Source organism: Streptococcus mitis (assembly GCF_902159415.1).
Taxonomy (GTDB): domain Bacteria; phylum Bacillota; class Bacilli; order Lactobacillales; family Streptococcaceae; genus Streptococcus; species Streptococcus mitis_BG.
Map to the genome: position 1 here is coordinate 73,773 of NZ_CABGJU010000002.1, position 24,025 is coordinate 97,797.

Consider the following 24,025-nt stretch of genomic DNA (forward strand, 5'->3'; position numbering starts at 1 on the left):
CCATTTTCCTCACAATATACTCCTTCTATTTTACCATATTTGAGGTACTTTTTCCTATTTCTACTAAATAGAAAAAGAAGCCACAAAGTGACTTCTTTTATAGTGACGACAAATTAGTCTTCACCTTTGTTTTTCTTAATGATTTCTTCTTGTACTGACTTAGGTACATCTTCGTAGTGGTCGAATACCATCATGAAAGTACCACGTCCTTGTGATGCAGAACGAAGAACTGTTGCATAACCGAACATTTCAGCAAGTGGAACGTAAGCACGAACGATTTGGCTGTTACCGTGAGCTTCCATACCATCTACACGTCCACGACGAGCAGTTACGTGACCCATAACATCACCAAGGTTTTCTTCTGGAACAGTGATTGTTACAAGCATCATTGGTTCAAGGATAGCTGGTTGTGCAGTTTTCGCAGCTTCTTTAAGTGCAAGAGATGCAGCGATCTTGAAGGCAGTTTCAGATGAGTCGACATCGTGGTATGAACCATCGTAAAGCTTCGCTTTAACGTCAACCATTGGGTAACCTGCAAGAACACCGTTAGCCATAGATTCTACCAAACCTTTTTCAACCGCTGGAATGAATTCACGAGGAACCACACCACCGACGATTGCGTTTTCGAATTCGAATCCTTTTCCTTCTTCATTTGGAGTAAATTCAATCCATACATCACCGAATTGACCTTTACCACCAGACTGACGTTTGAAGAATCCACGTGCTTGAGTAGGAGCGCGGAATGTTTCACGGTAAGATACTTGAGGAGCACCTACGTTCGCTTCAACTTTGAATTCACGACGCATACGGTCAACAAGGACGTCAAGGTGAAGCTCACCCATACCAGAGATAACTGTTTCACCAGTTTCAACGTTAGTTTCAACACGGAATGTTGGATCTTCTTCAGCCAATTTTTGAAGGGCGATACCCATCTTGTCTTGGTCAGCTTTAGATTTTGGCTCAACCATCAATTGGATAACTGGTTCTGGAACGTTGATTGACTCAAGGATGATTTTAGCTTTTTCATCTGTCAATGAGTCACCAGTTGTAGTATCTTTCAAACCAACAGCAGCAGCGATATCACCTGAGTAAACAGTGTCGATTTCTTGACGGCTGTTAGCGTGCATTTGAAGGATACGTCCGATACGTTCACGTTTACCTTTAGATGTGTTCAATACGTATGAACCTGATTGAAGAACACCTGAGTAAACACGGAAGAATGTCAAACGACCTACGAATGGGTCAGTCATGATCTTGAAGGCAAGAGCTGAAAATGGCTCTTCATCAGATGCTGGACGAGTTTCTTCTTCTTCAGTATCTGGGTTGATACCTTTGATCGCTGGGATATCAAGTGGGCTTGGAAGGTAGTCGATAACCGCATCAAGCATCAATTGAACACCTTTGTTCTTGAAGGCTGAACCACACAATACTGGGAAGAATTCAACGTTGATAGTCGCTTTACGGATACCAGCTTTCAATTCTTCGTTAGTGATTTCTTCACCTTCGAGGTATTTCATCATCAATTCTTCGTCAGTTTCAGCAACTGCTTCAACCAATTTTTCACGGTATTCTTGTGCTTGGTCAAGGTATTCAGCTGGAATATCTTCTTCAAGGATATCTGTACCAAGGTCGTTAGTATAGATTTCAGCTTTCATCTTGATCAAGTCGATGATTCCACGGAAGTCATCTTCAGCACCGATTGGCAATTGAATTGGGTGTGCATTTGCTTGAAGACGGTCATGAAGTGTGCTTACTGAGTAAAGGAAGTCAGCACCGATTTTGTCCATTTTGTTGGCAAATACGATACGTGGAACTCCGTATTCAGTTGCTTGACGCCAAACGGTTTCAGTTTGAGGCTCAACACCTGATTGTGAGTCAAGAACTGTAACCGCACCGTCCAATACACGAAGAGAACGTTGTACTTCGATTGTGAAGTCCACGTGTCCTGGTGTGTCGATGATGTTTACGCGGTGGTTGTTCCATTGAGCTGTTGTCGCAGCAGATGTGATAGTGATACCACGTTCTTGCTCTTGCTCCATCCAGTCCATTTGTGACGCACCTTCATGAGTTTCACCGATTTTGTGGATTTTACCAGTGTAGTAAAGGATACGCTCAGTTGTAGTTGTTTTACCGGCGTCGACGTGAGCCATGATACCGATATTACGAGTTTTTTCAAGTGAAAATTCGCGTGCCATGAGGTTTTTTTCTCCTATTTTTTTAATTTCTAATCTGTTTCTAACACTCTTTCAATAAAAACGGATAGGCAGGACCCACCCGTTCTCAATGTTTTCATGTTATAGTTGGTTTCAACTTGTGAGATGTTAAGTTGAATTGAACTCGGGCTAAAGTTAGTTAGCCGATTTGAGCCGGAACGGGATGCTGTGTGAAAAAGATAAACTTCCTTGTATTCGTCGAATACTGCGTCAGTTTCCTATTTTCACCTTGCATCCTTACCGTTCCTAGCATCATTTTCTTACCAACGGAAGTGTGCGAAGGCACGGTTAGCTTCAGCCATACGGTGAGTGTCTTCACGTTTCTTAACTGCTGCACCAGTGTTGTTAGCAGCATCCATGATTTCTTTAGCAAGGCGGTCAACCATTGTGTGCTCACCACGAAGACGAGCAATAGTTACCAACCAACGAAGTCCAAGTGTTGTACGACGTTCTGGACGAACTTCAACTGGGACTTGGTAGTTTGATCCACCAACACGACGTGCACGTACTTCAAGTACAGGCATGATGTTTTCCATAGCTGTTTCAAATACTTCAAGTGCATCGTTACCAGTAGCTTCTTTGATTTGTTCAAAAGCACCGTAAACGATTGAAGCAGCTGTACCACGTTTACCGTCAAGCATAACGCGGTTGATAAGACGAGTAACTAATTGTGAATTGTAAAGCGGATCTGGCAATACTTCACGTTTTGGAGCTCTATTTTTACGACTCATTTCTCTTTATCCCCTTTCCTTATGCTTTTTTCGGACGTTTAGTACCGTATTTAGAACGGCCTTGTTTACGATCGTTAACACCTGCAGTATCAAGTGCACCACGGACGATATGGTAACGTACCCCTGGAAGGTCTTTTACACGTCCACCACGAAGAAGCACCACGCTGTGCTCTTGCAAGTTGTGTCCGATACCTGGGATGTAGGCAGTAACTTCGATCAAGTTGCTCAAACGTACACGAGCAAATTTACGAAGGGCAGAGTTAGGTTTTTTAGGTGTCATAGTTCCAACACGAGTTGCTACACCACGTTTTTGTGGTGAAGAAACGTTTGTTTGAACTTTTTTATGACTGTTGTAACCAACGTTCAAAGCTGGTGATTTAGATTTTTCTACTTTTGATTTACGCGGTTTGCGAACCAATTGGTTAATTGTAGGCATCTACATTCTCCTGTGTTTTTTTATTTTTGGTGATGATACACTTGGTGACAGCTATCATCTGTGTGTACTTTTGCAACATTTGTCAGCACGTCCCTGTACACTCTTGAGAGACCAAAAGTAAAAAGTACCGTCTAACATTGTACCACTTTTTTTCTATTTTTGTCAATATATTTCTTCTTATTTTTTGACTTCTTTGCTCTTAAATTTAGTTGAAAACGTTCGCCTACCAGATAGACTCTTCAACCGACCACATAGACAAAGCTTCTTGTATTTGTCGACAAAATGGTGTTTAATAGATTTGTAAATAAGAGATCTCTATTACATCCTGATAGAGAAAGGAGAAATTATGAAAGTCAGACTTGACATTGATGCACAACATACTGAAGAACAAATCATAATCGAAGCGCCAACCTTGTCCACTCGAGTTCAAAAAGTTCAGGACTTTGTCCAATCTCTGGATCAAAAGGGGACCATCAAAGGAAAATTTCAAGACCAGGTCTACTTGATTCAGATTAGTAAGATTCAACGAATCTACATTGAAAATCGTAAAATTTTGGCTGAAACTGATAGTCGAACCTACGCTCTCGACATTCGTCTTTACCAAGCAAGTGAAATTTTACCTGCTTCCTTTATCCAAATTTCCCAATCGGAAATTGTCAACATTGATGCAATTAGTCATCTAAAACTAACCTCTAACGGCTTGATTGAAATCTATTTAAAAAACGAAAGTTTCACCTACTCATCTCGTCGTTACCTCAAAACTATTAAGGAGAAATTAGAACTATGAAAAAACAAGTATTTCACGATGCCACAACCGGTATCCTTATCGGTCTCATCCTATCTATTATCTTTTCACTCATTTATGCTCCAAACAACTACGCGCCACTTAGTCCAGAGTCAGCTATTGGTCAATTCATGAGCAGTCATCAGGTTCACGGTGCTCTAGTTTTACTCTATTGTACACTTATCTGGTCAGCTATTGGAGTACTCTTTAGTTTTGGTAGTCGTCTATTCGCTCAAGATTGGAGCCTTCTTCGTGCGACTGTCACTCACTTCTTCCTTATGTTGCTAGGTTTTGTACCTTTAGCAATCCTAGCAGGCTGGTTCCCTCTTCACTGGACTTTCGTTCTTCAGCTCATCCCAGAGTTTGCAATCGTCTACCTTATCATTTGGACGATTCTCTACAAAAGAGAATCAAAGAAGGTTGCCCACATCAACCAACTATTAGCTCAGAAAAAATAATATTTAAAAACCCACTCCTTTTTGCGAGTGGGTTTTTGCTTATAATTTTTGCTTCCATTCTAACAAGAGGTTCATGGCTTGCATCGGTGTCATATTGTAAACATCTACTTCGGTCAACTCTGCTAGGATAGGATTTTCTTCTTTTTCATCAAAGAGAGACATTTGCTCATTGACAACATTCCTTTGATTGATAGAAATTGGATTTTCCTGACCTTGGTTCTCTAGTTGAGTTAGAATCGCATCCGCTCTTTTTAGCAAGTCTGCCGGTAGTCCAGCAATCTTGGCTACATGGATACCGTATGATTTGTCAGCTGGTCCTGGTTCTATCTTGTGAAGGAAAGTAACCTGACCGTTTTGTTCCAGCGTAGCCACGTGAACATTTACTAGATGATCAAGATTAGATTCCAGACTTGTTAATTCATGGTAGTGAGTCGCAAAAAGAGTCTTGGCGCCGATATGCTCATGGATGTACTCGATGATAGACTGGGCAAGAGCCATGCCATCATATGTTGCGGTTCCACGGCCTAACTCATCAAAGAGAATGAGAGAGTTCCTGGTCGCATGACTAATAGCATTATTAGCTTCCATCATCTCTACCATAAAGGTGGATTGGCCTGAAACCAAGTCATCAGCTGCACCAATACGAGTGAAGATCGCATCAAAGATTGGCAAACAAGCACTTTCCGCAGGGACATAAGAACCCATCTGAGCCATAACCGCTGTAATGGCTAGTTGACGCATGTAGGTTGACTTCCCGCTCATGTTCGGACCTGTAATTAGTTGAATGCTAGTATCTTCATCCATCTGGATACTATTGGGAATATAGGTCTGAGCTCCCATGACCTTTTCAACAACTGCGTGACGACCATTCTGGATATCAATCCGCGACTCTTGCCCAAACTCTGGTCGAATCAGGTGTTGTTTTTCTGCAACTACTGCCAAGCCTTGCAAGACATCGACAGTGGCGATTCCTTGGGCTAGGGCTTGCAGGCGTTGGATATACTTGCCAACCTCCTCACGAATACGCATAAAGATTTCGTATTCTAGGTTTGCCGATTTTTCACGCGCCTCTAGCATTTCTCCCTCGATACGCGCCAATTCCTCTGTCCCAAAACGTTCAGAGTTTTTCAGCGTAGCCTTGCGGAAAAAGTGGGCTGGTACGTTACCTAGCTGCGAGTTGGTTACATGGAAATAGTAGCCGTCTTTTTTATTGTAGTCAATCTTGAGAGTATTGATGCCAGAGTTTTCTCTTTCCTTGGCCTCGATTTCAGCAATCCAGCTAGTCCCTTCTCTCAGCACACGACGGTATTTATCCAAGGTCTCATCAAAGCCAGTCCGGATAATCCCACCCTCTGTAATCACATGAGGAGCCTCAGGGGCAATGGCAGCACTGATCAGGCTTTCCAACTCAGGAATAGCATCGAGTTGTTCAATGAGATAAGTTAGAGCTGGTTGCTCCATTCCTTCTAAAATTGCTCGAATTCGTGGAACACTTCCCAAGGTAGTCGCTAATTGCAAGAGGTCTTTCGGATTGCTTTTGCCAAAAGAAACACGACTAGCCAGGCGTTCGATATCGTAGACACCCTTGAGGCTTTCCGTCAAATCACTGCGCTCAAAGAAATAATCCAAAAAGACTTGCACAACCTCCTGACGTTCAAGAATACGCTCCTTATCAATCAAGGGCCGTTGAATCCAAGAACGTAGAAGACGCATCCCCATTGCAGTTTTAGTCTCATCTAGCAACCAGAAAAGACTGCCTTGTTTCTTGCCTGAGCGAGCATTTTCAACCAAATCAAGACTGGCCTTGGTCGCAAAATCCATCTGCAAGAAATCTTTGATTTCATAACGGATAACAGGCTTCAAGTGGCTGAGCTCTCGCATCTGCGTCCGATGGACATACTGGAGAAGTTTACCACCAGCTGCTCCTTCCACAGATGCCAATTGAGAATCTAACAGATGTACATCTTCATACGGTTCCTGCTCATAGGAAAGTACTAGGTTCATTTGACGACTGAGAATCTGTTCTTCCGCTTCAGACAAGTCGTAACCAATCACCACTTCTCTGGCCTTGAGATTACGGATTTCACCACAGACTAGCGTAAAATCAGATAAGCCTGTCACATAAAAATCACCTGTCACCAAATCCATGTAGGCTAGACCATATCGAGACTCATCACGGTCAATAGCTACCAAAAAGTTATTTTGGCTATCTGGCTTACTACTATCAACCACTGTACCTGGTGTAATGACTTGAACAACCTCACGCTTAACAACACCAACAGCTTGCTTAGGGTCTTCCATCTGTTCAGCAATGGCAACCTTGTAACCACGCTCAACGAGGACATCGATATATTGTTGGGCAGAATGATAAGGGACTCCAGCCATGGGAATCGGATTTTCAGCATTTTTATTGCGACTGGTCAGTGAGATTTCTAGTATCTGTGCAGCATTGACGGCATCTTCATAAAACAACTCATAAAAATCACCCATGCGAAAAAGCAAAAAAGCATCTGGATATTGTTTTTTGATATCCACATACTGTTGCATACCAGGTGATAATTTTTCAGTAGTCATTTTCTCTCTCCTTGTAAAAACAGTCCTGAGAGAAGCTCTCAAGACCTTATCTATCTTCCATTAACTCTAGCAAGCGTTCTTCCATGACTTTAGCTTCATGTTGATCTTTACAGATAACCAACAAGGTATTCGCTCCAGCAACTGTACCTAAGATCCTACCATCTTTATTTGAATCTACTACATTTGCTAATACCGCAGCTTCTCCAAGCTTTGTATGGAGAACTAAAGTAAATTCAGCTCTCGCTACACCTTCAAGATGATGTGAAAGGAATTCAACCAAGTCAATTTTGTCTGTCTCATTGGCCAAGACATAGTAGACCATGTCATTTTTCTTAACTTTGGTCAAGCCGATTTCTCGTAAATCTCGTGATAAGGTTGTTTGGGTTACAAAGACATTCCGAGCCTCTAATCGATCTTGAATTTCCTTTTGAGTCCCTAGTTTTTCTTCCGTAATCATCTGCTTAATCAGCGAATGACGATCTTTTTTTCTCATAACATCCTCTCAAATGAATATTTATTTACACTTTGCATTTATTTAGCAAGAACATTATACCAAAAAAACTGCATATTTCAAAAAAATTTTCGTCTTTCCTTAAATTTGTGATAAAATAGTAGAAAAGCCCTAAAGGAGCCTTAAATGAATACAAAAGAATTGATTGCTAGTGAATTAGCTGGCGTCATCGATAGCCTAGATCAAGAGGCTATTTTAAATTTACTAGAAACACCTAAAAATTCAGATATGGGAGATATCGCCTTCCCAGCCTTCTCATTGGCAAAGGTTGAACGTAAAGCTCCTCAAATGATTGCTGCTGACATCGCTGAAAAGATCAATAGTCAAGCCTTTGAAAAAGTGGTAGCGACAGGTCCTTACGTCAACTTTTTCCTCGATAAGGCTGCTATTTCTAGTCAAGTACTACAAGACGTTATCACTGAAAAAGAGCACTACGCTGACCAAGAGATTGGTAAGCAAAAAAATATTGTTATCGACATGTCTAGCCCTAATATTGCCAAACCATTTTCGATTGGACACCTTCGTTCAACAGTTATCGGAGATAGCTTGTCACATATCTTCCAAAAAATCGGCTATAAAACTGTCAAAGTCAACCACTTGGGAGACTGGGGCAAACAGTTTGGGATGTTGATTGTTGCCTACAAAAAATGGGGTAATGAAGAAGCTGTCAAAGCTCATCCAATCGATGAACTCCTCAAGCTCTATGTCCGCATCAATGCTGAAGCTGAGAACGACCCAAGTTTGGATGAAGAAGCACGCGAATGGTTCCGCAAACTTGAAAACGGTGATGAGGAAGCTCTCGCTCTTTGGCAATGGTTCCGCGATGAAAGCTTGGTAGAGTTTAACCGTCTTTACAATGAGTTACAAGTTGAATTCGATAGCTATAACGGAGAAGCTTTCTACAATGATAAAATGGATGCAGTTGTAGACATCCTTTCTGAAAAAGGATTGCTTGTCGAGTCAGAAGGTGCCCAAGTTGTCAATCTTGAAAAGTATGGTATTGAACATCCAGCCTTAATCAAGAAATCTGACGGTGCAACCCTCTATATCACACGTGACTTGGCCGCTGCCCTTTACCGTAAAAATGAATACCAATTTGCCAAATCAATCTATGTTGTTGGTCAAGAGCAATCAGCTCACTTCAAACAACTCAAGGCTGTCTTGCAAGAAATGGGTTATGATTGGAGCCAAGATATTATCCATGTTCCGTTTGGCTTGGTTACAAAAGAAGGAAAAAAACTTTCTACTCGTAAAGGGAATGTTATCTTACTAGAGCCAACTGTCGCAGAAGCCATCAGCCGTGCTAAAGCGCAGATCGAAGCCAAAAATCCAGAACTTGAAAACAAAGACCAGGTCGCTCATGCTGTTGGAGTTGGGGCCATTAAATTCTATGACCTTAAAACCGACCGTACAAATGGATATGACTTCGACCTTGAAGCTATGGTATCCTTCGAAGGGGAGACTGGCCCTTATGTTCAATACGCTTACGCTCGTATCCAATCAATCTTGCGTAAAGCCGATTTCAAACCTGAAGCAGGTGCCAACTATAGCTTGAACGATGCTGAAAGCTGGGAAATCATCAAGCTCATCCAAGATTTCCCACGTATCATTAAACGTGCAGCTGACAACTACGAACCTTCTATCATCGCTAAATTTGCGATTAGCTTAGCGCAAGCCTTTAACAAATACTATGCCCACACTCGCATCTTGGATGAGAGTCCAGAACGCGATAGCCGTCTAGCCCTTAGCTATGCAACTGCAGTTGTCCTCAAAGAAGCCCTTCGTTTGTTGGGCGTAGAAGCACCAGAGAAGATGTAATTCGTTACAAGAGACTGGAACTAAAGTTCCTAGTCTCTTGACGGCAATCGCTATCGGGCGACTTGCCTAAGCGCCTTACTAATGCATCCAAATAATATCGACTTATTTGGATGCATGTCGTGATCTATTAAATTAATTTATTGCTAAGCAATTTAAGTAACTAAGGCACAAGCCTATAAGAATTGCTTTATACTATCATCATTCGAAAGGCAAAGACACTTCGCTTTTCTCTTACCAGCTACTTCTTTATCACTTAGGGAGAATTTTTATGAGCCAATACGCTTATATCTTGGTTGTTATCAGTCTTCTTTTTCTCTTTCTTGTCAACAAATATGAAAAAGAGAAACTTCAAAGACTGCTTCAGGACCAACTATTGAAAGATCAAGATTTTCGTGCAACTATCAAAGAAAAAATCCAAACGATAGAAAATATCAATGATGTCATTGACTACATCAACAAAGGTTATCGTTTAGGAATTCCAATTGCAAAAGAAATCGTTGACGAAATTCGCAAATAATAAAAAGACTCGAGAATCTACATCTCGAGTCTTTTTATTTATTTCTGACAGCTAAGATTCCTACCAGGATAACAATCCCTAAGGATACCATGGTTCCAACTGGTGCTACATTTTCATCAAAAATTTTCTCAGAGAACAGTAGCAGAGCAATCGCTAATAGTAGCAAAGCACTGCATAGGATAATATCCTTGAAACTTGGTTTGCGTTTTATATACTTTAAAAATGATCTCTGTAATTTACTCATTTGAACTGTTCTCTTTTGAAATAATTCTATAATCCATGGGATAAAAATCTAGCCCAGCATCTCTATCCTCTTACAAGGATTCAAGTTCATAAAGCTCTGCAATAATGCCTGCAACCTTCTTGATATCTCCCAACATACCACGCATTTCAAAATCAGCTAGTACAGGAAATCCAAAGCGTTGACTGTATTGCTTTGCAGTTAAACAGTATTGGTTATTGAAGTTTCGATTCCCTGATCCTACAACACCAAAACACTTGCTAGCATTCCTACCATAGGCGATAAAATCACCTACAGGAGTCGTTAGGATTTCTACATCTCCATTATCAACACCATTCCCACCTTCTAAATAAGTTGGTAAAAAAGTGACAAAAGGATTTGACATTTCATAGAATCCTCGTTCTTCCTTGACCAACTCTTTGATGTCAATCTTCTCAACATCAATATTCTTATACTGCTCCATCAAATAAGTTTTTAAACGTGTTACGAAACTTTCAGTATTCCCACTCAAACTGATATAAACTAAGGAAATTTTTTTCATCTTTCCCTCCCTCTTTCTCGAATCCAAAAAAATAACTACCAAGATTGTATCTTGATAGTCATCCTTTGTCAACTCTTAGACGAGTTCTTCTTCTTGAGATTCTGTTAATTCTTTTTGTTGCTGCCATATCTTATAAAATACAAGGCCTAGAAAAATAACATTAATGACAATTCCCAAAATTGTAGCCCCTTTAGCACCAAGTTCTGCGCCGAATCGAACGTTTGGTTCAGTAAACAGTAAAATAGCATCCTGTACTCCCATAAAATTATAAATAGAGCCAACAATAGCAACCAAAACATAAGCTACATAAGTATAATTTGCTAATTGGATATTTTGACGAACTAAGAAAATCAATGCTACAGTAACCAAGATAGCTGACAAAATAACCAAGATAATGTTGAAAACAGAGTGAGAATGTTCCGTCACTTTAATCGTATATGCAACTAATTCCTGAGCATAAGTTGCGTCTACTCCTGATGTTTCAAGTCCTGCCATGCTATCTGCAGTAGGAACTGGTGACAAAACTCCAAATAGTGATAAAGCCGAAAGCACGGCTGATAAAATTAGTAAAACCCAAAGATAAATTGGTTTCTTTTGCATAAGGATAACCTCCTAAAATGATTATTAGTATTATAGCATTTTTACAGATGCAAGACAATTCTTATATAGTTACCTCAATCTGTTTTCGATAGGCCTTTGGAGATTTGCCACAAAGTTTTCGAAACACTTTATAAAAATAACCTACGTTACTATAACCAACTGTATAGCAAATATCCTCAATACTATCATTGGTTGATAGCAAGAGTTGCTGAGCTGCTTTAATCCGTTGCTTATTTAGGAGCTCTGCAAATGTAGAATTGGTTTCCTTTTTAATCAACTGTCCTAGATAAACTGGATTGATAAAGAGATCTTTACTAATATCCTTTAGAGATAGCTCTTTTTGATAATCTCTACCAATTACTTCTAAGACACTAACTACATTTTCATTCATTCGATATTGTCCAAAGAAGGAAGTCAAGGTTTCCTTGGTAAAAGCAACTAATTCTTCAAAATCAACAATAGCATGTATTCTCTTGACAATATCCGTCATATCATCTGCTTTCAGATGTTCAAAAAGATGGAAAACATCCATAATAAATTGGGTAAACAGCTGCTTAGTAATCGAAACTCTTGGCGTATTCTCTAAAACAATCTGTTCAAGCAAGGTCAATTCATCAATAATCTGTTGGAGATTTCCTTGGATAATAACTCGGTAGATTGGTTCATAATAAGAAAATAGACTTTCAGATTGATTCAAGTTAACTGCACCATAGAAGAGAGCCTTCTCTACATCCAACTTCCATTTTTCAAAGTTCTCTTGATACGGTTTCTTAAAAGGTATAACAAGCAAGCCCTCAAACTCTCTATCAGCAAATACAATTTGCCAATCCTGTCCGAGCACATAGTATGGAATAAGAAAATCACCCTGCTTATCTTTTGACAGTCCAATCCACCAGTTTTCTTTATGAGATAAGTGAGCAAGAAGAGCCTCCTCATCTAGTTTCTGACTTAAAAATAAGGGTTCTTGGATTTTTTCACCTAGTTGATTGGCAATTTTTTCGAGTAGATTACCTAATTCGACTTTATCAACTGGTTTAACCAGATAATCGACCACGCTGAGGTTCATCGCTTTTTTTACGTAGTCAAATTCCTGATACCCAGATAGAAGGATGTAATAGCTATCTGGTAGAATATCCTTCATCTCCTGTATCATTTCAAGGCCCGTTTTGTCAGGCATATTGACGTCAGAAATAACAATATCCACAGGATGTTCTCTAACATAGTCTAAAGCTTCGTCAGCATGGTTGGCAGTTGCAACGACTTCCATGTCCCACTTCTCAAAAGGAATTAAACGCTTAAGTCCTTCTGTTATCATGTACTCATCATCTACTAATAGTACTTTATACATGTTTAATGTTTACCCTTTCTCCTCATCTTGAATGGTGATTCGGTATTGTACACCTTCTTGTTCACCAGATTCTACACTAATCTGGTATCGTTCCCCAAAGTAAAGTACAAAACGCTCATGTACATTGACAATACCGATAGACTTCCGTCCGTTACTATAATCCTCAGTAGGTTCGAAAGTTCGTTTGGCTAATTTAGCTTGGATTTCAGCTAACTTCTCAGCAGACATCCCACGTCCATTATCCACCACTAGAATTTCAACATAACCGTCTTTTCTCAAGGCTTTAATACTAATGACATTGTCGGATCTTCGATGGTCCACTCCATGAGCGAAATAATTCTCCACCAATGGTTGTAAGGTAAATTTTGGAATTCTCATCTCCTCAATACCCGGATCAATTTTAAATCCATAGGCAATTGATTTAGGATAGCGAACCATACAGAGATAACTGTATTTCCGACAAAATTCTACTTCCTTTTCAAGTGTGGTCTCACGCTCATTAGAAATATTATTCCGAAGTAAACTGCTAAATTCATAAATAATATCTGCCAGTTCATTTTGACTCTCCATAACCGCATACATTCTTAAAAATTCAAGAGTGTTATACATAAAATGCGGATTTATCTGAGCTTGGAGAGCTCGCATGTTTGCATCCTTCTGACTCAGTTCCAATTGATAAATATCGTGGATATTTTTTTCCAGACGATCCAACATATCATTTGTTGTCTCTGCAATCAAAAGCAATTCTTGGTCCTTTTTGGACGTATCAATTCTCTTGGTCTGCTCACCTTTGGCAATGGCTTGAATCGAATCCACTAAATCAACTACCTGATCTTGATAATTTGAAAAAGTTCTTTTCAAAGTTATGTGTAAAATAACGATAAAAAGCGCGCTTAATCCCAATATAAGAGCTGAACTTGCTAGACTTCCCTTTAAGACATAACTTTGGGGCACTGCCACTTGGACTTGATAGCCATGGGAGGTGACCCCCACTAACCAGTCTTCATTAGGGCCCTTTTCACCCAGATGAAACATATCAGTTTCGAAAGGTGAGGTGATTGTTACAGCTATGGGAACTGTGCCTCTTGTATTATCAACAGCTCTGTATAGAACTTCAGACTGAATGGAAATATAAATAACACCTAAAGCTTGGTCGGATACAGGGTCGGATACAGGAATGGCGAAGCTATCTGCATCCGGTTTGAAATCTTCTGCTAAAACTTTGTAGCCACCCCTGTTATCTCTTTTTGATACAAAGACTTCCGTCGAATCTTGTAAGACAATCGAAACGCCTGTCACAAAGTCATTACGTACATAGAGATCATCGATATTTTCATAAATAGACACTGAAATATATGGCGATGCCTTACGTTCCAACTGCCAGTAGAAATAATCTGGTGTACTGAGACTAAAGTATTTATAAATCCCCTCAATCCTAGCTTGATTCTCTACCAAAGCCTGAGCAAGGCGTGCCGACTCTCGATAGTAGTACTCAACCTCGCTAATGGTCCTTGCTAGAACTCGCTGCCCGACTCGATCAGCTTCCTTCTCACGAGCATCCCAGTCTGCATAGGCTAGTAATAGAGCAAAACTGGAAATGATGGCAATCATCACTAAACTATAGATTCTAAGAAGCGAGTGAAGACGAAACTGCTTTGTCTTATTTGCTTGCCATTTTTTCATGAATGCTTTCATAAACAGGCTCCAATATATCACTAATAAAGAAATGCCACATTCCAATCCCTACAAAGAAGAACAGGGCCGGCATGTAATAGCTAATAACTCCGAGCAAAACACTGCCCAATAGCACCTTTACCACGGCAGATAGACTCATAAAAATTCCAATAAAAGCTAACTTTAGAGTGTTTTGGTAGGACAGATCAAAATAAACCTGTAATTTCAAGGACACTGTATAAGCCAAAAACACCATTGCTAAGATAAATAAATTCAGAAAAGTTGCAGCTAAATGTAAGATGGTTTGATTAGGCAATTGAACCATAAGATAAAGACCATAAACTAGAACTAATCCAAAAATTAAAAGTGTATAGAAAGTCAGATTGCTTTTTATAAAGTTGTTCTTATAGAGAGACCAGGTTTCCTTAAAACGATAAGAACGATAAGAGTAGCCATGTTCTGCATATAAACTCATGATAGTTGCGCTAGCTGGTGCTACGCCAAAAATCACACCTCCTGCCAAGGTTAGTAGCCAGAAATAAGCAGATACAATCATTCCTAAAAAGAAACGATGAAAGACTAGCTCAAGAAAATTTCCCACAGTTTGCCTCCTAAAAATAATCTAGTCCTATTATACCATATTTCAAGCGCTCTCAAAAATAAGAACAAGATTCTAAGTTTTGGAAATAAGAGTCTGTAAATAACATTGTAGAACATAGAGAAATTTTGATAATATAATCATATGTGTTATACTGGAATCAAATGAAATATCTACAAAAACAAGCATAGATGAGGAGAAAAGATGGCTTTTTTAGATCAATTGAAAGATGGAGCTAGACTTGTCAAAGAGACAACTAATACTGTCATTTCAGAAGGAAAACAAAATGCAGAAAACCTTCGTAAGAAAAAGGAAATTCAAGTACTACAAAATCAAATTGATGACTTGTATAGATTAATTGGTATCAAATTTGTTGAAGAACATTTAGAAGAAATAAAGGAAAATCCTCTCTATTCAACTGAAATTGCTGAAATCACTAAGCTCTTTCAGGAGCAGATTTCTCTTCAAAAATCTATTGATTCATCTAGTCAAGATTTAGTTTCTTGCCCCCATTGCGGAACAAGTCTATCAAAAACCTTTGAATTTTGTATCAATTGTGGAAAAGTAATAAAGTAGAGTCGAAATGAAGGATTATATTGTAAAATCAAAATGTCCTGGCTGTTTCAAAAATATTGGAATCGGTTGGAAGTTCTGTCCGTATTGTGGAGAGTATGTAGATAATACAAAACCTAAAGTGGACTTAAAGTATGTCGATAGGATTCATAGAGACAATAATCAAGAAAATAAAAACATTTCTTTCAAAATGCCATCAACCCTCAAACATATGGGTGATAGGATAAAAGAAACGATCTCTGAAAAATTAGACAAAGGAGAGGAAGTTCAAGATCATACAATTTCCTTTTTTACCTTCGTTCTCAAAGAAGATAGTGTTGTGACCAAGGAAATAACTGAAATTTTGAATGATGATGATAATATTTTATTAGAAAAAGATCATATTGGTTACTATTTACAGAGTGATACGGAAGTCATCTCTATAAATAATAGAAAAATTGATATTGGTAAAAAACACTACCTAAACAATCGAGATACTCTCCGCATTGATGATACTATTTATATTTTTAGTCTCATGAACCAGAAGGATATCGAATGGAAGCATGAGGAAATCAACACAAGTCTAGGGGAAACAATCAACAGTCATTTTGAAGTTCTAGACAACGGTAATATATATGTTCACCCCCTCGGGGACACGGTTTATTTAAATAATAGGCCACTTAAGGAAAAAACATACCTAACTAATTATGATTTAGTATCTATCAATCATCGACTCTTCGTCCTTTATAATAATTGCTTAGTTTTTCAACAAGAATTAACTGAAAATCAAGAAAAGAGTCTCGTAGATAATATCAATAGAATAGAACAAGATACTCAGCTATCTGTTCTAATTCGAAAACGTCTCGCAGGAGATAAGCTTTTGTTATCAGAGATTGACTTTCAAGTTTCATCTGGGGAAATCGTACTCATTTTAGGTGGTTCAGGAGCAGGTAAAACCACACTAATCAATGCAATCATGGGCATAGAAAAAGCGGATGCTGATATCTTATTAGGAAATATAAACATCTATAATCAATTTGACAAAGTTCGAAGAATGATTGCCAATGTCCCTCAATTTAGTCTTCATCGTGAAAAAGATAGTGTTTATATGACTCTGAAAAATGCAGCAGAGATGAAACTCGTGCGAGACTTTACCAAGGATCCCGCTTTATTAGAAGAAAAAATCTCAAAAGTACTAGAAACAGTCAAACTAACAAAGAAAAAAGATGCCTTGGTATCTGAATTAAGCGGCGGAGAGAAAAAAAGATTGAGCATTGCAACTGAGTATATTGCAGATCCCGTTGTATTTGTTTTAGATGAGCCAGATTCTGGAGTAGACGGTAGTAATGCTCGTTCAATTATGGCTAGCTTAAGGAGTATCGCAGATGACAATAAGATTGTCTTTGTTATCTCACATAGTCCAGATCGAACCCCAGAATTATTTGATAAAGTATTAGTTCTCGCTAAAAGTGAGGAAGAAGCCTGTGGTAAACTGGCCTTTTATGGCTCCGTAGAAGATACCCTAGAATTCTTTGATGTCAACCAACTTGAACTTGTTGTATCGGAAGTAGAGCAAACTCCAGATTACTACATCGAAAAATATAGAAAATATAAAGGAGATTAAGATGAATTATGCATCGAACAAAGAACAAATTTTGATTTATTTGGGTAAATTTAAACGAAATTTTTTAAATTCTAACGGATGGTATTCTTTTATAAGTACTGCCATCATTGCCCTGGTTACATGTATTGTTGCTGGAGAAAACGGCTTCTCAACTGGCTTAAGTTCAGAAGTGAAATCCACTTCATTCATTATTGTTTGTGCTTGTATTTGGATAGGAGTTTTTAATTCCATTACATTGATTTGTAAAGAAAGAGATATTATCAAGCACGAATACCGAGGGGGAATGAACCTGTCATCTTATATGTTCGCCCACATGTTATTCCAAGCCCTTGTTTCTCTAATCCAAGCCATTATCTTCTCCTGTATTTTATTCCTCTTCTATCACCACTCGATTTCAGAATTTAAGACTATCTTTGATAATGATAGTTTACGATTCATCTCTTATTTCTTAACTATATTTTTAACCATTTATTCGGCAGATGCTTTGGGTCTATTTGTCTCTTCAATTGTTAAAAATGTTGAGAAAGCAATGACTGTTATGCCCTTTGTCATTCTCCTTCAATTTCTCTTTGCAGGAAATATCCCCTTAAATGGCTTTTTGCAGTTCTTATCTTATTTTACACTTAGTCGTTATAGTTTTGATGGGCTTTTAGACTTAGCCGGTTTTAAAGAAGGAGGAACATTTTTCAGTACCTCAAGCAAGGTACAAGTAAATTTATTAGTTGCTTGGATTCTACTCATTGCTTTCTCTATTCTTTTAGCCTATCTAGCAAGTAAACTATTAAAATCAGTTGAAAAAGATACCAGAGGTTAACATTGCTTGAATTAGTATAGTAAACTAGGTTTATAGTTCAAAAAAGGTAGTAAGATTTTCTCTTACTACCTTTTATATTATAAGATGTTTAAATTAGTAAAATTGCAATCCATGTTAGCTGCGATATTGTCTCTGACAAATGTACATTGACAAAAACACCCCCTAGCTGGGAGTGTTTTCGAGAAAAATAGCAAGATTAGCTAAATTTTATTATTTAGCATCGTCTTTATGAAGCATGTTTTTAACACCTTCAACGACACCTTCTACAGCATCTTTTGCATCTTCAGCAACTTCTTTAACTTTAGAAATAACTTTTTCTGTTGCCCCTTCGCTTTCAAGTTCTTTATCGCCTACCAATTTTCCAACACCTTCTTTGATAGATCCTGCAGCTTGGTTTAATTTTTCTTCTGTAGACATAAGTATGTTCTCCTTTTATTTTTTTCTAAATTATAAATTAGTGTACACGTGGTTCTGCTTTTGCTGCAGCGTCTTTAACAGTTTCAACACCTTGGCCAACTTTTTCTTGAACGAATTCAGCACCTTCGCCAAGTTTTTCAACACCTGAACCGATTCCAGCTTTAACTCTAGAAAATTGTTCTGACGCAAACTCGCCTGTTGATTCTGCCACGTCAGTTACACGATCCTGAAGGCTAACTGAGTCTGCTTCATGTTGTTCTTTAGTTTTGATATCAACAACATTAACGTTCACTTCAACTACTTCTAAATCAGTCATTTTCGCAACTTCTGAAACGATAACTTCTTTAATTTGATTGTATAGAGTTGGAACGTTTTTTCTGTATTCTACGATAACGTTCAAGTCAACTGCTACTTGTTCTTTACCAACTTCAACTTTAACACCGTGTGTTACATCGTTAGTATTAACAAGTTTTTCTGTAAGATTTGAGAAGAATCCACCGTCAACATGTAATAGTCCTGGGACTTTTTCTAGTGAAAGACCGATAATTTTTTGAATAACTTTATCTTCGTAAGTTAATTCTCCTCGAACATCTTTAGAAACGACTACATCTTTCTTTTCAGTGTCTACATTTACATTTTTTTCTACGTTTGACATATAAAACTCCTTTATTTATTTAAATAATTTTTCTGAACATAGTATCCGAATCCAATCCCTAATGTCCCACAAATTAAAACAAATAGTGTTTTAAAAAATCCAAAGGACAGGATGAAGCAAGCTAGAAGAATACCTGCTATACCACATAGAATTGGATATTGGTATTTTTTAAACAATTCCATTTTTTACTTCCTTACTTTACACGACTAACAATCTTCTTGGTTGCTTTTTGAGGGTCATATTCTTTTACTGAAACTTCCAGTTTAACCTCTCGATCCATACCAAAGAACTCTTTTAAGCCTCGAATTATTTCATTTTGGACTACTTCAAATTTGTTAGCAATGTTATCTGAAAGAACAGCTGTACCTTCTACATAAACGAAACATTTCTTTTTTCGAGTATGTACTTTGATTTTTGGTTCTTTAATTATTCGATGTTCATTCAGTAAGCATCGAACAAACCCTTCGATAGCTGAATTTTTTAATTTCAATTTATCGTCTTTAGTTCCAAGTTTTATTTCTAGATATTGTCTAGGATAAAACAGGATTACTAACATCCATAATAAAACGAAGATAGATAGGACTAGAAGTCCCCAAAAGATATATCTAGCAAGATAATATTCAATAGCAGTCTGTCTCCAGCTAGCTAATTGAATTCCTAAATCACTAACTTGTTGGTAATCTATCAAAATAGGAAGGAAAATTGTCAAGACTAGAATACAGAAAATAAGTAATACTATTTTCTTTGATTTTGACATATAAAATCCTTTCAATTAAAGCACTAAACTATAGGTTTACCCGTCAATACTAAATTTAAATCTATAGTTTATGATTGAGTAAAAAGTTAACCTTTTTTACCCAAAAAGAATGATACTACAGCGACAACAATCACCGCACCAGCAATCGATGGAATAAGTGACATTCCCGCTAGAGAAGGTCCCCATGTCCCAAAAAGCGATTGACCAACAGATGACCCAATTAAACCGGCAAAAATATTAGCAATTACTCCCATTGAGCCACCCTTTTTTGTGATTGAGCCTGCTGCAAGGCCGATAAAGCCTCCTACAATAATGGACCACAACATAATATGATATGCGCCTCCTTTCTTTTAATCAAAAACTATATTCTGTTATTCTGTGTTCACAAAATATCTTTTGATTACATTCAGTATATCATAATATGAGAGCGTACACAAATTTTATACCCACGAATATATGCTTTAATTATTGGTACATCAATGTTTTTAGAATGCTACATAATAAAAGGTAGAGTGAATGGTAGAGTAGTAAAAATAGTTGTTATCCTAGTTGATTAAAAAAATCTCTGATTTCCTCATCTTTTATAAAATAATATATAATTTTCCCCTCTCTTCTAGTATCCAAGATGTTTTGATTGGCTAGTTTACGAAGATGGTGGGAGGCAGATGCCATACTGAGATTTAGTAAACAGGCTATATCACAGACACAGAGTTCTTCAACAGCAAGGAGATAAAAGATGATATTTATCTGTTTATTATCGGTAAACTTTGATAAAATACGAAGTGATTTTTGGACTTTTTCCTTTTCAAGGTAGTTCGTTGCGGTTGTAACATTTTGTTGATTTATAACATCCACTTGACAGATACTATCTTTTTTCATAATTTTTTCTCCTAGCCTAACACAGCCCATAACATGTCAAAGCTGTTGTTTTCAATCAGGATATACATCCCCAATCCTAAATAGACAACGGCAATAAACCATCTGCTATATTTTTCCAAAGTTTCTCCAACAGAAGGGACTTGTGCTAATTTTTGGGCAGAAAAAACCAAGAGATAAATCATGACTAGAAAAGTAAGTAAAGTCACTATCAAATTCGCTAAATTTAAGGTGGTAAAATATGGGACAAAGACACCAATATTGTCAGCGCCACAACTTGCAAAAGTAATCATAGCGACTAGAAAAATCAGGTTTTTATTGTCTTTTCGCAAACCATCTTTTGCAATAGCTTCTCCATCAGAATCTCCTAAAAGCAAAACTTTGAGGCCTAGGAAAATTGGAATCAAACCGAGTAAACCTAAAATCTCTTTACTAGGAATATAATTTAAGACAAATGCAAAAAGCAAACTTAGGAATATTAGACTAACAGAGCCTAGAAATTGTCCTAAATAGATGTTAATGATGTCCTTTCTACTTTTTCTTTTGGCAAAAAATAACATTAGGATAATAAGTAAGTCTACGGCTGTCCCAGAATACAGGATTATTGAAGTAACAATATTTTGAATCATAAAACACCTCATTCAAATATATTTTTGAATGTATTCTAACATTAAACTTTGTAGATGTCAACTTCAGCTCCATCAAAATATAGATAAGAAGGTAGTGTACCAAATATTAAAAAACCCTGCCATCGAAATTATAGCAGGGCTTAACTTCAATATCCAGATGATATATTTATCTAAAAAAGGTAGAGAAAAAGGTAGAGTTAGAATTGAAATACAGTGCAATATATCGCATTTGGCAAAAAGAAAAAACGCTTGAAATCAGCGTTTTTCTTCTGTATTGATTCGTATTGAATGCTTACTTCACTTCTGTAAACACAACGTGTTTGCGAAGTTTTGGTGAGTATTTCTTCAATTGAAGACGGTCTGGAGTGTTACGTTTGTTTTTAGAAGTAAGGTACAAGCGTTCACCAGATTCTTTGTGTTCAAGTGTAATATTTACGCGCATGGTATCTCCCTTCTATTATTCAGCTGATGCAGCTTTAGCGATCTTACGTCCTTTGTAGTATCCTTTAAGTGATACACGGTGAGAACGTGAGTAATCTCCAGTAGTTTCGTCAAAGTTTACAGATGGAGCTGTTACTTTGTAGTGTGTACGACGTTTGTTTTTCTTCGCTTTTGACGTGCGACGTGCAGGTACTGCCATTTTGATTTCTCCTTTTAAGATATAAATTCAGTTAGGTTTGATTTTCATCAACTTCAATAGTATATCAAAACTTTTTTGTAAAGTAAAGTTACTTGACAAAAAAAGTTGTATTTTTTTATCGTACACTGATGAATTGTCTGAAAATTTAAAAATTTTGCCCTGTAATTCTTGTCAAATATATGCTATAATGGTAAAAACTAATATGAGAGGGAACATAATGACAGAACTAGATAAACGCCACCGCAGCAGCATCTATGACAGCATGGTAAAATCACCTAACCGTGCCATGCTTCGTGCGACTGGTATGACAGATAAGGACTTTGAAACACCGATTGTTGGGGTCATTTCGACTTGGGCGGAAAACACACCATGTAATATTCACTTGCATGACTTTGGGAAATTGGCGAAAGAAGGTGTCAAATCTGCTGGCGCTTGGCCTGTACAATTTGGAACCATTACTGTAGCAGACGGGATTGCCATGGGAACACCGGGTATGCGCTTCTCCCTAACGTCTCGTGATATCATCGCGGACTCTATCGAAGCAGCTATGGGCGGTCATAACGTCGATGCATTTGTAGCTATCGGTGGTTGTGACAAGAACATGCCTGGTTCCATGATTGCCATTGCCAATATGGATATCCCAGCTATTTTCGCTTACGGTGGTACTATCGCCCCTGGAAAACTGGATGGCAAAGACATCGACTTGGTTTCTGTATTTGAAGGAATCGGTAAGTGGAATCACGGCGATATGACTGCTGAGGACGTGAAACGTCTGGAATGTAATGCCTGCCCTGGCCCTGGTGGTTGTGGTGGTATGTATACAGCTAATACCATGGCTACTGCTATTGAAGTTTTGGGGATGAGTTTGCCAGGTTCTTCTTCTCACCCAGCTGAATCTGCTGACAAGAAAGAAGACATCGAAGCAGCCGGTCATGCAGTTGTCAAAATGCTTGAACTTGGTATCAAGCCTTCAGATATCTTGACTCGTGAAGCTTTTGAAGATGCTATTACAGTGACAATGGCTCTCGGTGGTTCTACTAACGCCACTCTTCACTTGCTTGCTATTGCCCACGCAGCTAATGTTGACTTGTCACTTGAGGACTTTAATACCATCCAAGAGCGTGTGCCTCACTTGGCTGATTTGAAACCTTCTGGTCAGTATGTCTTCCAAGATCTCTACGAAGTTGGTGGTGTGCCTGCGGTTATGAAGTACTTGTTGGCAAATGGATTCCTTCACGGAGACCGTATCACATGTACTGGTAAGACCGTCGCTGAAAACTTGGCTGACTTTGCAGATCTTACACCAGGTCAAAAAGTCATCATGCCCCTTGAAAATCCTAAACGTGCAGACGGTCCACTGATCATCTTGAACGGTAATCTTGCTCCCGACGGTGCGGTTGCCAAAGTATCAGGTGTTAAGGTTCGCCGTCACGTTGGTCCAGCTAAGGTCTTTGACTCAGAGGAAGATGCTATCCAAGCTGTCCTGTCAGATGAAATCGTAGATGGTGATGTTGTCGTTGTTCGTTTCGTTGGACCTAAGGGTGGTCCTGGTATGCCTGAAATGCTATCACTTTCATCAATGATCGTTGGTAAAGGTCAAGGAGACAAGGTTGCCCTCTTGACAGATGGACGTTTCTCTGGTGGAACTTATGGTCTAGTTGTTGGGCATATCGCTCCTGAAGCTCAGGATGGCGGACCAATTGCTTACCTTCGTACAGGAGATATCGTTACGGTTGACCAAGATACTAAAGAAATTTCCATGGCCGTATCCGAAGAAGAACTTGAAAAACGTAAGGCGGAAACAACCTTGCCACCACTCTATAGCCGTGGTGTCCTCGGTAAATATGCCCACACCGTATCTTCTGCATCACGTGGTGCCGTTACAGATTTCTGGAATATGGAACAATCTGGTAAAAAATAAACTCTTATATTATTCTATAAAGGATTGACTTATTACGGTCTAATATATTCGGCACGCAAAAAGGATGAAGTTCATAAGAACTTCATCCTTTTTTAT

Annotated in this window: 29 protein-coding genes; 9 read left to right on the forward strand and 20 right to left on the reverse strand. The window is 38.3% G+C overall.

Annotation, left to right across the window (positions count from 1 at the left end; genetic code table 11):
• Positions 1-113: 113 nt before the first annotated feature.
• The 3 genes from fusA to rpsL form a co-directional block, all read right to left on the reverse strand.
• Positions 114-2,195 carry an elongation factor G gene (gene fusA / locus FN031_RS06640; protein ID WP_142558740.1) on the reverse strand — a complete coding sequence of 694 codons (2,082 nt, stop codon included), beginning with the start codon at positions 2,193-2,195 and terminating at the stop codon, positions 114-116.
• 278 nt (positions 2,196-2,473) lie between these two features.
• Positions 2,474-2,944 (reverse strand): 30S ribosomal protein S7, encoded by a 471-nt coding sequence (rpsG, locus tag FN031_RS06645; RefSeq protein WP_142558742.1) that lies wholly within the window; start codon positions 2,942-2,944, stop codon positions 2,474-2,476.
• A 19-nt stretch (positions 2,945-2,963) separates the two neighbouring features.
• Positions 2,964-3,380, reverse strand: coding sequence for a 30S ribosomal protein S12 (rpsL, locus tag FN031_RS06650; RefSeq protein WP_001142333.1), 417 nt, complete (start codon positions 3,378-3,380; stop codon positions 2,964-2,966).
• A 346-nt stretch (positions 3,381-3,726) separates the two neighbouring features.
• Between rpsL and FN031_RS06660 the strand changes: the two genes are divergently transcribed.
• Positions 3,727-4,167: a LytTR family DNA-binding domain-containing protein gene (locus FN031_RS06660; protein WP_142558744.1), complete on the forward strand. Its 441-nt coding sequence runs from the start codon at positions 3,727-3,729 to the stop codon at positions 4,165-4,167.
• Positions 4,164-4,622: a DUF3021 domain-containing protein gene (locus FN031_RS06665; RefSeq protein ID WP_142558746.1), complete on the forward strand. Its 459-nt coding sequence runs from the start codon at positions 4,164-4,166 to the stop codon at positions 4,620-4,622. Before FN031_RS06660 ends, FN031_RS06665 begins: the two co-directional genes overlap by 4 nt.
• 39 nt (positions 4,623-4,661) lie before the next feature.
• Here the strand turns inward: FN031_RS06665 and mutS are convergent, their stop codons facing one another.
• Both mutS and argR read right to left on the reverse strand, forming a co-directional pair.
• Positions 4,662-7,196 carry a DNA mismatch repair protein MutS gene (gene mutS / locus FN031_RS06670; RefSeq protein ID WP_142558748.1) on the reverse strand — a complete coding sequence of 845 codons (2,535 nt, stop codon included), beginning with the start codon at positions 7,194-7,196 and terminating at the stop codon, positions 4,662-4,664.
• 46 nt (positions 7,197-7,242) lie between these two features.
• Positions 7,243-7,689 carry an arginine repressor gene (gene argR, locus FN031_RS06675; protein WP_142558750.1) on the reverse strand — a complete coding sequence of 149 codons (447 nt, stop codon included), beginning with the start codon at positions 7,687-7,689 and terminating at the stop codon, positions 7,243-7,245.
• 144 nt (positions 7,690-7,833) lie between these two features.
• Here argR and argS point away from each other — a divergent pair, with 144 nt between their 5' ends.
• The gene (gene argS, locus FN031_RS06680; protein WP_142558752.1) at positions 7,834-9,525 is read left to right on the forward strand and encodes an arginine--tRNA ligase; all 1,692 of its coding nucleotides are present in this window, start codon (positions 7,834-7,836) and stop codon (positions 9,523-9,525) included.
• 268 nt (positions 9,526-9,793) lie between these two features.
• Entirely contained in the window at positions 9,794-10,042 is a 249-nt protein-coding gene (locus FN031_RS06685; protein WP_142558754.1) for a MarR family transcriptional regulator, read from the forward strand.
• A 34-nt stretch (positions 10,043-10,076) separates the two neighbouring features.
• On the opposite strand, the gene FN031_RS06690 is transcribed toward FN031_RS06685, so the two are convergent.
• From FN031_RS06690 to FN031_RS06715, 6 genes are all read right to left on the reverse strand, one after another.
• Positions 10,077-10,286: a hypothetical protein gene (locus FN031_RS06690; RefSeq protein WP_142558756.1), complete on the reverse strand. Its 210-nt coding sequence runs from the start codon at positions 10,284-10,286 to the stop codon at positions 10,077-10,079.
• 70 nt (positions 10,287-10,356) lie between these two features.
• A complete protein-coding gene (nrdI, locus tag FN031_RS06695; RefSeq protein ID WP_142558758.1) occupies positions 10,357-10,824 on the reverse strand; it encodes a class Ib ribonucleoside-diphosphate reductase assembly flavoprotein NrdI in 468 nt (155 codons plus the stop codon).
• Positions 10,825-10,899: 75 nt separating this feature from the next.
• The gene (locus FN031_RS06700) at positions 10,900-11,424 is read right to left on the reverse strand and encodes an ABC transporter permease (protein ID WP_142558760.1); all 525 of its coding nucleotides are present in this window, start codon (positions 11,422-11,424) and stop codon (positions 10,900-10,902) included.
• A 61-nt stretch (positions 11,425-11,485) separates the two neighbouring features.
• Positions 11,486-12,772, reverse strand: coding sequence for a response regulator transcription factor (locus tag FN031_RS06705; RefSeq protein WP_142558762.1), 1,287 nt, complete (start codon positions 12,770-12,772; stop codon positions 11,486-11,488).
• A 9-nt stretch (positions 12,773-12,781) separates the two neighbouring features.
• Complete coding sequence (locus FN031_RS06710) at positions 12,782-14,455, reverse strand: sensor histidine kinase (RefSeq protein ID WP_142558764.1); 1,674 nt, start codon at positions 14,453-14,455, stop codon at positions 12,782-12,784.
• Positions 14,433-15,047 carry a YesL family protein gene (locus FN031_RS06715; protein WP_142558767.1) on the reverse strand — a complete coding sequence of 205 codons (615 nt, stop codon included), beginning with the start codon at positions 15,045-15,047 and terminating at the stop codon, positions 14,433-14,435. Before FN031_RS06715 ends, FN031_RS06710 begins: the two co-directional genes overlap by 23 nt.
• Positions 15,048-15,248: 201 nt before the next feature.
• On the opposite strand from FN031_RS06715, the gene FN031_RS06720 reads away from it, so the two are divergent.
• From FN031_RS06720 to FN031_RS06730, 3 genes are read left to right on the forward strand one after another with little or no spacing between them, the layout of a single operon-like run.
• Positions 15,249-15,620 (forward strand): zinc ribbon domain-containing protein, encoded by a 372-nt coding sequence (locus FN031_RS06720; RefSeq protein ID WP_142558769.1) that lies wholly within the window; start codon positions 15,249-15,251, stop codon positions 15,618-15,620.
• 7 nt (positions 15,621-15,627) lie between these two features.
• Entirely contained in the window at positions 15,628-17,220 is a 1,593-nt protein-coding gene (locus tag FN031_RS06725) for an ATP-binding cassette domain-containing protein (protein ID WP_142558770.1), read from the forward strand.
• Position 17,221: 1 nt separating this feature from the next.
• Positions 17,222-18,034 carry an ABC transporter permease gene (locus FN031_RS06730; protein WP_142558772.1) on the forward strand — a complete coding sequence of 271 codons (813 nt, stop codon included), beginning with the start codon at positions 17,222-17,224 and terminating at the stop codon, positions 18,032-18,034.
• Between the two features lie 210 nt (positions 18,035-18,244).
• On the opposite strand, the gene FN031_RS06735 is transcribed toward FN031_RS06730, so the two are convergent.
• The 7 genes from FN031_RS06735 to FN031_RS06765 all read right to left on the reverse strand — a co-directional run bounded on the left by FN031_RS06735 (position 18,245) and on the right by FN031_RS06765 (position 21,368).
• A complete protein-coding gene (locus tag FN031_RS06735; RefSeq protein WP_075565707.1) occupies positions 18,245-18,451 on the reverse strand; it encodes a CsbD family protein in 207 nt (68 codons plus the stop codon).
• A 37-nt stretch (positions 18,452-18,488) separates the two neighbouring features.
• Positions 18,489-19,106, reverse strand: coding sequence for an Asp23/Gls24 family envelope stress response protein (locus tag FN031_RS06740; RefSeq protein ID WP_142558774.1), 618 nt, complete (start codon positions 19,104-19,106; stop codon positions 18,489-18,491).
• Positions 19,107-19,117: 11 nt separating this feature from the next.
• Positions 19,118-19,288: a DUF2273 domain-containing protein gene (locus tag FN031_RS06745; protein ID WP_142558776.1), complete on the reverse strand. Its 171-nt coding sequence runs from the start codon at positions 19,286-19,288 to the stop codon at positions 19,118-19,120.
• Between the two features lie 11 nt (positions 19,289-19,299).
• On the reverse strand, positions 19,300-19,863 hold the full coding sequence (gene amaP, locus FN031_RS06750) for an alkaline shock response membrane anchor protein AmaP (protein ID WP_142558778.1): 564 nt from the start codon (positions 19,861-19,863) through the stop codon (positions 19,300-19,302).
• 86 nt (positions 19,864-19,949) lie between these two features.
• On the reverse strand, positions 19,950-20,189 hold the full coding sequence (locus FN031_RS06755) for a GlsB/YeaQ/YmgE family stress response membrane protein (protein ID WP_075565699.1): 240 nt from the start codon (positions 20,187-20,189) through the stop codon (positions 19,950-19,952).
• 214 nt (positions 20,190-20,403) lie between these two features.
• Entirely contained in the window at positions 20,404-20,742 is a 339-nt protein-coding gene (cadX, locus tag FN031_RS06760; protein ID WP_000711078.1) for a Cd(II)/Zn(II)-sensing metalloregulatory transcriptional regulator CadX, read from the reverse strand.
• 11 nt (positions 20,743-20,753) lie between these two features.
• Positions 20,754-21,368 carry a CadD family cadmium resistance transporter gene (locus tag FN031_RS06765; protein WP_002911684.1) on the reverse strand — a complete coding sequence of 205 codons (615 nt, stop codon included), beginning with the start codon at positions 21,366-21,368 and terminating at the stop codon, positions 20,754-20,756.
• 28 nt (positions 21,369-21,396) lie between these two features.
• Here FN031_RS06765 and FN031_RS09170 point away from each other — a divergent pair, with 28 nt between their 5' ends.
• Positions 21,397-21,621, forward strand: coding sequence for a FanG protein (locus FN031_RS09170; RefSeq protein WP_071788356.1), 225 nt, complete (start codon positions 21,397-21,399; stop codon positions 21,619-21,621).
• Positions 21,622-21,660: 39 nt separating this feature from the next.
• On the opposite strand, the gene rpmG is transcribed toward FN031_RS09170, so the two are convergent.
• Both rpmG and rpmF read right to left on the reverse strand, forming a co-directional pair.
• Positions 21,661-21,810 carry a 50S ribosomal protein L33 gene (rpmG, locus tag FN031_RS06775; RefSeq protein WP_001265622.1) on the reverse strand — a complete coding sequence of 50 codons (150 nt, stop codon included), beginning with the start codon at positions 21,808-21,810 and terminating at the stop codon, positions 21,661-21,663.
• 15 nt (positions 21,811-21,825) lie between these two features.
• Positions 21,826-22,008: a 50S ribosomal protein L32 gene (rpmF, locus tag FN031_RS06780; protein WP_000290417.1), complete on the reverse strand. Its 183-nt coding sequence runs from the start codon at positions 22,006-22,008 to the stop codon at positions 21,826-21,828.
• Between the two features lie 217 nt (positions 22,009-22,225).
• Between rpmF and ilvD the strand changes: the two genes are divergently transcribed.
• On the forward strand, positions 22,226-23,929 hold the full coding sequence (gene ilvD / locus FN031_RS06785; protein ID WP_142558780.1) for a dihydroxy-acid dehydratase: 1,704 nt from the start codon (positions 22,226-22,228) through the stop codon (positions 23,927-23,929).
• The last annotated feature ends 96 nt before the right edge of the window (positions 23,930-24,025 follow it).